Origin of the sequence: Labrenzia sp. THAF187b, from assembly GCF_009363375.1 — a bacterium.
GTDB lineage: Bacteria > Pseudomonadota > Alphaproteobacteria > Rhizobiales > Stappiaceae > Roseibium > Roseibium algicola.
On record NZ_CP045344.1, the window covers coordinates 4,876,964 to 4,889,036 of the forward strand.

General features: G+C 58.9%; 10 protein-coding genes. 2 read left to right on the forward strand and 8 right to left on the reverse strand.

All coding sequences use genetic code 11. The features are described from left to right. Positions 1–153: 153 nt before the first annotated feature. A complete protein-coding gene (locus tag FIV03_RS22355; RefSeq protein ID WP_152511022.1) occupies positions 154–1,035 on the forward strand; it encodes a DMT family transporter in 882 nt (293 codons plus the stop codon). 42 nt (positions 1,036–1,077) lie between these two features. Here the strand turns inward: FIV03_RS22355 and FIV03_RS22360 are convergent, their stop codons facing one another. The 3 genes from FIV03_RS22360 to FIV03_RS22370 are packed head-to-tail and all read right to left on the reverse strand — an operon-like array spanning position 1,078 to position 4,198. Continuing rightward, a complete protein-coding gene (locus FIV03_RS22360; protein WP_152511023.1) occupies positions 1,078–2,142 on the reverse strand; it encodes a TRAP transporter substrate-binding protein in 1,065 nt (354 codons plus the stop codon). A 20-nt stretch (positions 2,143–2,162) separates the two neighbouring features. Then, positions 2,163–3,728, reverse strand: a complete 1,566-nt coding sequence (locus tag FIV03_RS22365; protein WP_152511024.1) for a TRAP transporter large permease subunit — start codon at positions 3,726–3,728, stop codon at positions 2,163–2,165. After that, the gene (locus FIV03_RS22370; protein ID WP_209009753.1) at positions 3,725–4,198 is read right to left on the reverse strand and encodes a TRAP transporter small permease subunit; all 474 of its coding nucleotides are present in this window, start codon (positions 4,196–4,198) and stop codon (positions 3,725–3,727) included. Before FIV03_RS22370 ends, FIV03_RS22365 begins: the two co-directional genes overlap by 4 nt. Before the next feature lie 432 nt (positions 4,199–4,630). On the opposite strand from FIV03_RS22370, the gene FIV03_RS22375 reads away from it, so the two are divergent. After that, on the forward strand, positions 4,631–5,173 hold the full coding sequence (locus tag FIV03_RS22375) for a peroxiredoxin (protein ID WP_055653804.1): 543 nt from the start codon (positions 4,631–4,633) through the stop codon (positions 5,171–5,173). A gap of 84 nt (positions 5,174–5,257) precedes the next feature. Here the strand turns inward: FIV03_RS22375 and cydX are convergent, their stop codons facing one another. The 5 genes from cydX to cydD form a co-directional block, all read right to left on the reverse strand. Next, positions 5,258–5,377 (reverse strand): cytochrome bd-I oxidase subunit CydX, encoded by a 120-nt coding sequence (gene cydX / locus FIV03_RS22380; protein WP_031270783.1) that lies wholly within the window; start codon positions 5,375–5,377, stop codon positions 5,258–5,260. A 12-nt stretch (positions 5,378–5,389) separates the two neighbouring features. Continuing rightward, complete coding sequence (cydB, locus tag FIV03_RS22385; protein WP_152511025.1) at positions 5,390–6,547, reverse strand: cytochrome d ubiquinol oxidase subunit II; 1,158 nt, start codon at positions 6,545–6,547, stop codon at positions 5,390–5,392. A 6-nt stretch (positions 6,548–6,553) separates the two neighbouring features. Further along, positions 6,554–8,158 carry a cytochrome ubiquinol oxidase subunit I gene (locus FIV03_RS22390; RefSeq protein ID WP_152511026.1) on the reverse strand — a complete coding sequence of 535 codons (1,605 nt, stop codon included), beginning with the start codon at positions 8,156–8,158 and terminating at the stop codon, positions 6,554–6,556. A 346-nt stretch (positions 8,159–8,504) separates the two neighbouring features. Then, on the reverse strand, positions 8,505–10,211 hold the full coding sequence (gene cydC / locus FIV03_RS22395) for a thiol reductant ABC exporter subunit CydC (RefSeq protein WP_152511027.1): 1,707 nt from the start codon (positions 10,209–10,211) through the stop codon (positions 8,505–8,507). After that, positions 10,208–12,016, reverse strand: coding sequence for a thiol reductant ABC exporter subunit CydD (gene cydD / locus FIV03_RS22400; protein ID WP_152511028.1), 1,809 nt, complete (start codon positions 12,014–12,016; stop codon positions 10,208–10,210). Before cydD ends, cydC begins: the two co-directional genes overlap by 4 nt. Positions 12,017–12,073 lie beyond the last annotated feature (57 nt).

A 12,073-nucleotide genomic window follows, 5' to 3' on the forward strand; every position in this document is an offset into this window, starting at 1 on the left:
CACTATCACCCAGAAACGAATTACGTAGCGGCATCAGCAATTTCCGTATTCCAGATTCTCCTGATGTCCGGACAGGCCTGATTTGGTGAAATCGTGCCTTGCCGCCCTGCCTGCCCCGATGCTTCACTGCGCAAAAACCAGGGAGACACGGGAATGGAAACGGCCATGACCGGCGGTCGCAATCAGGTGACCACCGGAATCGGAATGATGTGTGCAGGTGTCGTGTGCCTATGCCTCAACGACGCCATTGCCAAAACACTGACGGCTGACTACAGCCCCATCCAGATCCTGTTTTTGCGCAATTTGATCGCGCTTCCGATTGCGGTTCTGATCGCACTGAAAATGGGTGGAAGATCTGCCTTGATTTCCCACCGCCCGGCAGCCCATCTTCTGCGCGGAGTGCTGTGGCTCTGCGCCGCCACGCTGTTTTTCACCGGGCTGAGCCTTCTTGGCCTCGCCGAAGCAACAGCGCTGATTTTTGTCATGCCTGTTTTTGTCACAGCGCTTTCCGCCCTGGTCTTGCGAGAGCAAGTGGGCTGGCGTCGATGGACGGCAGTCCTCGTGGGATTTCTGGGCGTTCTGGTGGTTGTCCGTCCGGGTTCAGGCACTTTCCAGGCAGCGTCGCTCCTCCCGATCGCAACGGCATTCTTCTATGCCGCGCTGATGCTCAGCGCTCGCCTTGTCGACCCGCGCGAGAGTGTCTGGACCCTGATGCTTTACCTGGTGGGGGCCGGCGCAATCATGAGTGCCCTTGCGATGCCCTTCGTCTGGGTGCAGCCACGCGCGGAGGACATCTGGCTGTTTCTGGGCATCGCTTTATTCGGCACGGCCGGCATCACGCTGATGACGCAGGCCTTCCGCTTTGCCCCGGCAGCCGTTATCGCGCCATTCGATTATACCGCGCTCTTGTGGGCGACCCTGCTCGGCTGGCTCTTGTGGGGGGAAATTCCCGACATTGCGACTTATGTCGGTGCGGCGATCATCATCGCGAGCGGCATCGCGATCGTGCTGCGCGAACGGCAGCTGGAAACCTGAAGCCCCGCCGGTGACCCATGCCACCGGCGGGATCAACTCTGCTTACATGCGCTGGGTGAAAGTGGTCGCCTTCACCAGTGCAGCGTAGTCCTTGGCAAGCTCAAGGAACGCGTCATAGCTTTTCTGCACTTCGGCAAACTTCGGATTGGCGGCAGCGTTTTCCGCCATCACTTCAGCAACAGCCGTCTTCAGCGCAGCCAGGACATCATCCGGGAAGTTGGCAAAGGTAACGCCCTCTTCCTTCAGTTTCTTCATGGCAACCGCGTTGTAATAATCGAACTGTGCGGTGGTCTCGACCGAAGCTGCTTCAGCTGCATAGGCGATGATTGCCTGAAGGTTCGCCGGCAGGCTGTCGTAGGCTTCCTTGTTGACGACGATTTCCAGCGCGGCTGACGGCTCGTGGAAGGCCGGAACATAGCAGTAGTTGGCAACCTTCTGCAGGCCGAATGCCTGGTCCAGCATGGGACCAACCCACTCGGCGGCATCGATGGCACCGGACTGGAAGGCCGGGAAGATTTCCGGAGGCGGCAGCAGCACAGCGTTGACGCCGAGCTTGCGCATGGCTTCGCCGCCGAGACCAGCAATGCGCATGTTGAGGCCGGCGAGATCGTTGAGGCTTTCCACCGGGTTCTTGAACCAGCCGGCTGCCTGTACGCCCGAACTGCCGGAATAAAACGGCATGAGGCCGCGTTCTTCATAAAGGCTGTCCCACAGGTCCTGTCCGCCGCCGTAGCGAAGCCAGGCGGTTGTTTCGACCGCGGTCATGCCGAAAGGAACGGCAGAGAAGAAGTGCATGGCGGTGTTCTTGGACGCGGCATAGTAAGGCGTCGAATGACCGATCTCGGCAGTGCCCTGCTCCACGGCATCTTCAACACCGAACGGCGGTACGAGCTCACCACTGGAATAGACCTTGAAGGTCAGCTGGCCATCGGACATTGCAGCCACGCGGTCGGCAAAGGCGGTCACGTTGGTGCCGACACCCGGCGCCTTCGCCGGAAAGGAGGTCGGCAACTTCCATTCGATCTTGCCTTGCGCAATTGCGGGTGCTGCCAAAAGGCTGGCAGGTGCGGCAACGGCACCAGCCTTCAGAAAATCACGTCTTTTCATGCTTGTGTCTCCCTCGATGTTCAAAACAGGACGTCCGGCAACAGGGTTGCCAGAGCCGGAAAGGCGGCGACCAGACCGAGCGCCAGAAGCTGGATGGCGACAAACGGGATCACCGAAACATAAATGTCAGAGGTGCGGATATCCGCCGGTGCAACCGATCGAAAATAGAAAAGCGCAAACCCGAATGGCGGCGTCAAGAACGAAGTTTGCAGGTTAAGCGCAATCAGGACCGCAAACCAGACCGGGCTTATGTCGCTTTGCAGGATAATCGGCCCGACAATCGGAACAACAATGAAAATGATCTCCACGAATTCCAGAATGAATCCGAGCAGGAAGATCACCAGCATTGTCAGCAACAACATGCCATAGGCGCCGCCCGGCAAGGCGTGCAGCAACTCGGCCACATGTTCATCACCGTTGAACCCCCGGAACACGAGCGACAGGATGCTGGCAGCAATCACGATGCCGAAGATCATTCCGGTGATGGTGACGGTTTCCCGCAGCGCGGACACGAGAACGCCTGCCCGGATCAGAGAAGCTGCTGCGATGGCCAGCATGACAAGGGCAGCGGCCGTCATGGCGACGGAGACGATCGTCAGTGTCGTCCAGCTGATCCGGCCTCCTTCAAACTCCAGACCGAACAGTCCGAGCCTGCGCAGGATCAACAGCAGAATAGCAAAGGCAACGCAGGCCATGGCAACACGCGCCACCTTGCCGTCGCTTCCTGCAGCCGCGATCAGGACAGCCCCTGCGACACCGACACTTGCGGCTTCCGTTGGCGTTGCAATGCCAATCAGGATGCTGCCGAGCACAGCGACGATCAACCCGAGCGTGGGCGCGATATCCCGGAACAATTCCCGGCCTGAGACGCGAGGCTTTGGTGTCGGCGTCTCAGCTTCCTGTCCTTTCGGAGAGGCCCGGCGCAGTCGCAGCAGGACGTATGCCGCATAAAGCGCGACCAGGAGCAGCCCCGGGATCAGCGCACCGGCAAAGAGGTCCCCCACCGTGACCGGGTCCGGCGCGAAGTTGCCGGCTTCCTGCTGCGCTTCGAAGTAGGCATTGGACACCTGATCACCCAGGAGGATCAGAACGATCGACGGCGGAATGATCTGACCGAGCGTGCCGCTGGCGCAAATGAGGCCACTGCTCATGTGCTTGTTCACGCCCGCGGCCAATAGAGCCGGGAGTGTGATCGTGCCCAGCATGACGATGGTTGCCCCGATGATACCGGTCGAGGCGGCAATGAGTGCGCTCACCAGAACCACAGAAAGCGCCAAAGCGGACTGCTGCCCGCCCATTGCGGCCGTCAGGCTCTGCAGCATCCGCTCTGCCTGGCGCGACTTTTCCAGAAGCAACCCCATCAGCACGAACAACGGCACCGCCAACAGGAGCGGATTTGTCATCACGCCATAAACGCGCTGGGGAACAGCCTGAAAGAACACGAGGTCAAAATGCCCGGTGGCGGCGGCGACCAGCGCGACAATCGTCGGTGCACCGGCGATTGCAAGCAGGACCGGCACGCCGGAAAGAATACAGGCAAATACGGACAGGGCCAGAATGATGAGCCAGATGATATCGGCAGTCATGAAAATTTCCGTCGCATCGCGCCGAACAGCTTTTGAAGAATGTAGATCACCACAAGCGCAGGCAGGATCACTAGACAGGTCTTGACCAGAAACAGGCCGGGCAGACCGCCGGTTTCCGGAGAGCCTTCCAAGATCGCCCAGGAGCTTTTGACGAGCGGGAATGCCGTCCAGAGCATGATCGCAAAGACCGGCAGTGCGAGCAGGAGGTCTCCAAGCCAGTCGATACGCCGGTTTGTCCGCTCGCTCCAGTTCTGGCGAAACACATCGACCCGCACGTGCTTGTCTGCATCGAAGGAAACGGCGACAGAAAGGGCCACAAGGACTGCAAAAGCGTAGTTGACCGCGTCCTGGATTTCCAGAAGACCGTAGCCAAGCAGATAGCGCATCAGCACCATGGCCAGCTGGCCGAAAAAGACGATCGCGGCAAACCCCATGCAAAGCATGTGTACCGCCCGAAAGACCCTACGCATTCATCACTCTTGCTGCTGGAAGTCGCATTTCGCTCTGGTCCGGCTTCAAGACCCGACCTTCTGGAGCCCCCTCCTCAGCCCCGCATTGCGCCAAAGGCGAACCACACGGGACTTAGTCAGCTTAATGACCGAAATTGAGCGTGTATACAATGATTTGAGAGCTTTTTCCGGAAAAGGCGGACCACCCACAGAAGTCCGCCAACCGTGCTCCTGGAAATGTCGGCCAGCGGCATATCGCCTCGATTGAGTGCTTCGCACAGGCTTCTTGCTTATTGCGGAGCAAAATGGATTGCGGCATTGCAGCAAATGGGCTAGGCCGAACTTCTCCTCCACTTTCAGGGCGCTTGTGCCCTGCCCGGTTCTCCTCCCGCGGGCAAGGCACGATTTCGGCACTCTGGACAGTTTGCAACCACTCAATTTCTGGAGTTTGCGATGCTCAGCAAAAAAGTTCCGTTCGTTACCTTCCGCACCCGCGTCCGTGATGAATCCATTGAAGGTCCGAACCCGTTCCGCTGGGAAGACAAGACCAGCGACGACTACTTCAAGGGCAAGAAGGTCGTTCTGTTTTCGCTTCCAGGCGCATTCACTCCGACCTGCTCCACCTATCAGCTTCCGGATTTCGAAAAGCTGTTTGAAGAGTTCAAGGCTGAAGGCGTTGATGAAATCTATTGCATCTCCGTCAACGACGCTTTCGTGATGAATGCCTGGGCAAAGGCCCAGGGCGTCGAGAACGTCAAGGTTATTCCGGATGGATCCGGCGAGTTCACCCGCAAGATGGGCATGCTGGTTGCCAAGGACAATCTCGGGTTCGGCATGCGCTCCTGGCGCTATGGCGCGGTCATCAACGACGGCATCGTCGAGCAGTGGTTCGAAGAAGAAGGCTTCTCCGACAACTGCGAAAGCGATCCTTACGGCGTTTCCTCGCCGCAGAACATCCTGGAAAAGCTGCGCGCTGCAAAAGTGCAGGCCGCCTGACCCACCAGGAACTGGTCCAGCAAAAAGCCCCGGAGCAATCCGGGGCTTTTTCATTTTCCAACACGATTTCCAGAAACGCCGGAACTACTTGCGGCCTTCCAGGCGACGGCGTTCGTCCTCCGACCTCAGCTCCAGCCACATCGCGTTCAGGATCGCCATGGCGCAGGCCAAAGGCATTCCGAGGACCCAGGCAAAATACCACATGTTGCAGTCTCCTCAGTAAGCGCTGTGGTTGTCACGTTCGATGGTTTCTTCATCCACCTTGCCCCACAGGACCTTGTACACCCAGGCAGTGTAGACAAGGATGATCGGCAGGAAGATGAGTGTCGCCACCAGCATGTTGAACAAGGTCCGGTGGCTGGAAGATGCGTCCCAAACCGTCAGGCTGGCTTCGGGCTGAATCGATGATGGCAGGATGAACGGGAACATCGAGACACCGACTGTCGAGATGATCCCGAAAATCGCCAGCTTCGAGAAGAGGAAGATCGGCATTTCGAAACGTGTCTGCAAAAGCACGAGCGTTCCGAACAGGCCAAGGAACCCAAGACCGGGGGCCAGCCAGAGGATGGGGTGGACAGTGTAGTTGTACATCCACGCCCCACCTTCGATGACCGCCTGCTTCGCCAGTGGATTGGCTGCCATGTTCGGATCGATTTCGGATGTAATGCGGAAACCTTCCACATAACCGCTGGCAACGAGATACCCGCCGAGAGCAAACAGAGCGATGCTGAGGCCTGCCGTTACTGTGCCGACCCGCCGCGCGCGCGCAGCAATATCACCTGACGCCCGCATCACCAGCCAGACAGAGCCATGCGTGACGAGCATTGCCACCGACAACAGCCCGCACAGCAGTGAGAACGGCGAGAACAGAGCGAAGAACGAACCTTCGTATGTCATGCGCAGATCGTTATCGAGCGAGAACGGGACCCCGAGCAACACATTCCCGACGGCAACACCGAAGACAAGCGCCGGTACGAAAGACCCCGTGAACAGTGCCCAGTCCCAGGCGTTGCGCCAGGAGGGATCCGGCCGCTTGGACCGATACTTGAAGGCCACCGGCCGCAGGATCATCGCGGCCAGTACCACGAACATCGCCAGATAGAACCCCGAGAAGCTGATGGCATAGAGCGGCGGCCAGGCAGCAAAGATCGCCCCGCCCCCCAGGATGAACCAAACCTGGTTTCCTTCCCAGGTCGGGCCGATCGTGTTGATGACGACACGCCGTTCGATATCTGTCTCGGCAACAAAGGGCAGCATCGCGCCAACACCCATGTCGAAACCGTCCATCACCGCAAAGCCGATCAGAAGGACGCCGAGCAGCAGCCACCAGATCATCTTCAGGATGGAGTAGTCGATCATTTCATAGAGGATCATTTTCGATTACTCCGCTGGTACAGAGGCTGCGGCCGGGACCGGCTGCTTCGGCGCGGCCGGAACTGCATCCGGGTTCTCGCCGTCTTCAGGACCGATCTTGATGTATTTGATCATCAGCGTGATCTCGATCACCAGAAGCGTGCTGTAGAGCGCAACAAAGCCGGCGAGCGTCAGCAGGACCTCGGTCACGCTAAGGCTCGAGACACCGGCAGAGGTCGGCAGCATACTTTCGATGATCCAGGGTTGGCGGCCATACTCGGCGACGAACCAGCCCATTTCGCAGGCGATCCACGGCAAAGGGATCGACCAGACCGCGATATGCAACAGCCAACGGCGCTTTTCTCTCAGAACGTCCAGCCGTCCGGACGAAGAATAGTAGAAGAACACCGTGGTCATCAGGATGAAGAAGAAGCCGCACGCCACCATGATCCGGAAGGAATAGAACATCGGCATGACTTCCGGCACGGTGGACCAGGCGGCCGCGTCTACCTGAGCGGTGGTCGCTTCCATCGGATTGTCCGTGAACGGCAGCAGCAGATAGGCGTAACCAAGCGAGTTCTCGTTCTGCAGGAAGGTCTCGCGGACATCCGCACTTGCATTTGCCGGATCCTGCCGGATTTTCTGTAGCGCATCCCAGGCTATCGCACCCTGCCGGATGCGGTCCTTTGTCCGCTCAACCAGATCCTTGATGCCGGGAATGATCGTGTCGAGGGAGCGCGTTGCGATCAGGCCCATGACATAGGGCACTTCAATGGCAAAGACGTTCTCCCGCTTCTCCATATCCGCCCAGGCAATCACGTTGAACGAGGCCGGAGCCGGCTCGGTTTCCCACATGGCTTCGATCGTCGCCAGTTTCATCTTCTGGTTCAGGTTGGCCTCATAGCCGCTTTCATCCCCGAGAACGACAACCGAAAGTGCAGATGCAAAGCCGAAGGCGGACGCGATGGCCATGGATCGTTTGGCGATCGGAATATGGCGGCCTTTCAGCATGTACCAGGCAGAGATACCCAGAACGAACATCGACGCGGTGACGTAACCTGCAGACACGGTGTGCACAAACTTGGCCTGCGCCACCGGATTGAACAGCACTTCATAGAAACTGGTGACTTCCATGCGCATGGTGTCGGGGTTGAATGCGGACCCGACAGGGTGTTGCATCCAGCCGTTGGCGATCAGGATCCAGAGTGCCGACAGGTTTGTTCCAATTGCGACGGCCCAGGTGGCTGCCAGATGCTGGCGCTTGGAGAGCCTGTCCCAGCCGAAGAAAAAGAGCCCAACGAACGTGGCCTCCAGAAAGAAAGCCATCAGGCCCTCGATCGCCAGAGGCGCACCAAAGACATCGCCGACATATTGACTGAAGTAAGCCCAGTTCATGCCGAACTGGAACTCCATCGTCAGACCGGTAGCGACCCCCAGGACGAAGTTGATCCCGAACAAGGTGCCCCAGAACTTGACCATGCGCTTCCAGACCTCACGGCCGGTCATCACATAGACTGTTTCCATGGTGGCCAGCAGGACCGACAGGCCGATGGTCAAAGGCACAAACAGGAAGTGGTAGAGCGCTGTCATGGCAAATTGCAGCCGGGACAGGTCAACGACGTTCAGTTCCATCGCATTCCCCCTTTACGGACCGGAGAGGCCCGAGCATTTCGGCAGTCGTGTCCAACGTTCTATCGAACGGCAACAGGCACGTCTGCACATCAGGACGATCGACGGGTAAATGCCCTGTCGGAGGAGACCGGGCCTGTGTCGATCTTGATTGAAAACCCGGTTTTCGTCCCGATCCGGCAACGGCAATCAACTTCACAGTGAATGCGGATTGCAGCCGCCAATCCCGTCAATGAACCGGCTTAGAAAACGAGTCTTCCTATGGGCTGATCGTGGCCCACCGCCCCACCAAGGTCAATGCGACAGTTAGGACGCGACAACCTCAAGATGCGGAAAACTGCGGGAGAACTCATTGAAATTCGGAAAGAATTATTTCCGGCGACCGAATGCCGCTGCTGCATGGCGCCGTCAGATCCAGCACGCGGTCTGCCCGCTCCAACTCCTGTCGACGGTGCGCAATCATCAAGACGGCCGCATCGCCGCGATAGGACAAAAACCGGTCCAGAACATCCGCAGCGGTTGCGGCGTCCAGTCCCTCGGTCATCTCGTCCAGAACAAACAGGGTCGGCCGCGTCAGAAAGGCACGCGCCAGGGCAAGACGCCTCTGCTCTCCACCGGACAGTCCGAGTCCCCCCTCACCGAGTATGGTCTGCAGGCCTTCCGGATTTTCAGAAATGCGTTCAGCAAGCGCCGCCTGTTCAAGCGCACGCCAAAGTTCCGTATCGTGAGCATCCGGGTTTGCAACACGCAGGTTCTCGGCAACGGTCTCGTTGAAGAGGTAGGCCTTTTGCCCAATGACGGTAACCTTGCGGCGAAGCTCTTTCTCGGTGATGCGGTCGATTTCCAGCCCACCCAGAAGTATCTTCCCCTGCCGTGGCTTTCGTAACCGCGCAGCCAATGCTCCAATCGTCGACTTGCCGCAACCGCTGCGCCCTGCCAATGCGAGAATTTCGCCTTGATCGAGGTGAAAGGAGAGCCCCTCCAGAACGCGTCTGTCAGCACCGGGATAGCCAAAACTGACGCCTTCGAAATCGAGCGCAGGCGCGGCGTCTTGGTGTCCTGTCTCTGCTACGGAAAGGCTTTGCGAAGGCTCGATCTCATCGGGGCGACGCATCAAATGCATGATCCGACCAGCTGCCAACGCGACGCGAGGCAGCCTGGAAAGGCCAGGCAAGCTCATCGAAAATATTTCCGGAAGCCCCATCACCACCAGTATCAGACCAACGCTAAATGCCGCCGTCAGCGAGCCATTCCCGACTTCGTGCAGACAGACAAGAAGCATGACGGCTAGAAACAGCTGCCCAAGGAGCGTAGAGCCCGCTGTCAGCTTGCTGGTACGGCGATCTTCGACCTCCTGGGCTTCCGCCAATCGCGTGTCGGCGACAAGAACCGAGTCGGCAGCCGCGTCCAGACCGCCGTAAATCGCAAGGTCCCGTCGGCCTGCTGCCAGATCCGCAGCTCGAAGCCGCATGGCATCCAGCGCCGCGTCAGAGCGGCGAGCGGTTTTGGTGTCGGACCGTGCAAAGGTCCGGACTGCGAGCCCGAACCAGGCCGAAACGAAGACTGCTCCGGTAAGCAACAAAAGCAGCGATACGCTGCTCCAGACCAGAAGCAGCGAGACCGCAACAACCAGCGACAGCACCAGAGGAACAACCAGACGCAAATAAACCGTATCGAGGACGGCAACGTCGAGTGTCAGACGATTGAGCAGCAATCCGGATCGCTGACCGTCGTTTGTCTTAAGTGCCATCGCCGCAAACAGCCGGTTTCTGAACCCGGTCAGAAACCGGAACGTGGCGTCATGTGTCAGAACCCTTTCACCGTAACGGCCGGCAGTACGGACAATCGCAAAGGCGCGAATGAGTGCGCTTGGCGCAAAGATGTTCAAGAACGCGCCACTCAAACCCGCAATCGCCGCAGCGGTGATGAACCAGCCGGAAACGCCGAGCAGAAGAAGTCCGGCAGCCGCAGGCAGCAACGCCACAAGAATGCCAAGCCAGAAATGGAAGCTGTCGTACCGGTGCTGGGTGCGAATGATATGCCAGACAGACCTCACGCGAAGACCTCCCCTTCGGCGTGGGCGCCGAGCGCCTTCAGGTCAATCCGCCGCGAGGCGATTTTCCGAAGGGCCGGGTCGTGTGTGGCGATGATGGCGGTCCGGCCATCGCAAAGGTTCCGCAATCCCTCGATGACATCTGCCGCCGTTTCTTCATCAAGCGAGGCTGTCGGCTCGTCCGCCAGCAGCAGGACCGCATCCTTGCGCATCGCCGCCCTCGCGAGGGCCACCCGGCGGATCTCCCCGACAGAAAGGCCGAAACCGTCTTCTCCCAAAGGTGTTTCCAGACCACGAGGCAGGCGCTGGACGAGCGCTTCGGCCCCGGCAAGGCGAAGGGCTTGCCAGAGATCGTCCTCCGTAACCGCTGCAGATGTATCAACAGCTCTCAGGAGGTTGGCCTTGAGACTGCCGTGAAACAGCCTGGGCGACTGGCCGAGCCATATAACCTTTCGACGCAGCAATGGTGCAATCGCGGTTGCAGTAAGGTCGTTCACCTGAATTTCGCCGGAATCAGGCTCCTGGAAGCCCAGTATCCCGTCAATCAGTGTGGTCTTGCCGCTGCCGCTCGGCCCCTCGACCAAAAGCGTTTCATCCGGCTCAATCTTCAGATTGAACCCCTTGAAGACACAGCGCTCATCATGGGAGATGTTGACAGACCTGAACAGAATTGCAGGTGGGCCTGAAAGTGAAATGTTACCGACCGGCTCGGCTGATCGATCAGCGCGCTTAGGGTTTTCGGGGGTGTCCTGCGACGGAAAAAGTGTCGCCAGCTTTTTCTGCGCGGCAAGTCCGCCCGCCCGGTCATGATAGGCTGCCGCATAGGCACGCAAGGGGGCAAAGAACTCCGGTGCGAGCAGCAGAATGAACAGGCCCTGCGCAAAGGTCAGGGGCCCGCCCCAGGTTCCAGCCTGGATTTCACCCAATAGCGAGAACCCCACATAGACCGCGCAGAAGGCTATTCCGAGAGCAGAAAAGAGTTCCAGAACGGTTGAGGAGAGGAATGCGATCTTCAGGACGCGCATGGTGCCGGTTCTGAACCGTTCGCCCGCGTCAGCGATTTGCCGCTGGGTACGCTCGATTGCGCCAAACAGGGTCAGTGTTTCCAGGCCCCTGATCCTGTCCAGCAGACTGCCGCTCAGCCGCACAAGTTCTTCCTGTTGCGTCTCGCTCGCAGCCTTGGCACGCATGCCAATCAGCGCCATGAAAACAGGAATGAGCGGCCCGCAGACAACCAGGATCAGCGCGCCGAGCCAACTGAACACGGCAGTGGCGGCAACGATGCCGAGGGGTACAAGACGAAGCCGAACCTTCTGAGGTTCGAAATTCCGATAGTAAGGTCCAAGCAGGTCGACCTGTTCGGTAACATGGGCGGCAAAGGCACCGGAAGATGGAAATTCTGCAGACGGCGACGTTCTGGCGGCAAAGGAAAGCAGCTCTGCACGTGCCCTGCCCTGGATTGCACGAGCGGTTTGTCGAGCAACCGTTTCAGCTCGGTTTTGCAGAAACACTCTCAAAACGGCAACCAGCACGATGCCGGCAGCAGCCTGGAAGGCCAAGCCTGTCAGATCGCCTTCGATAACCTGGCCGTCATCTGCAGCAGAAAACAACATGGGGAGCGATCCGAGCGCCCAGGAAATCAGTCCGGCCTGTGCGATCCACAGCAGATCGGATACGGCAAGCAGCCGACCAGCCCGTTTCAGGCTGCGGCTTTCTCCTTTGTCCGGCCAGCCGAAAGCAGCTGCTGCTCCGCTGTCCTGCCCCTCACCCTCAGCCACCGTCCCGATCTTTTCCCTTTTTATTGTCATCAGCCGTTTAGTGTCGCCCCGTCCGCCCAAATTCAAGAGGCAGATTGCCACGGTGGC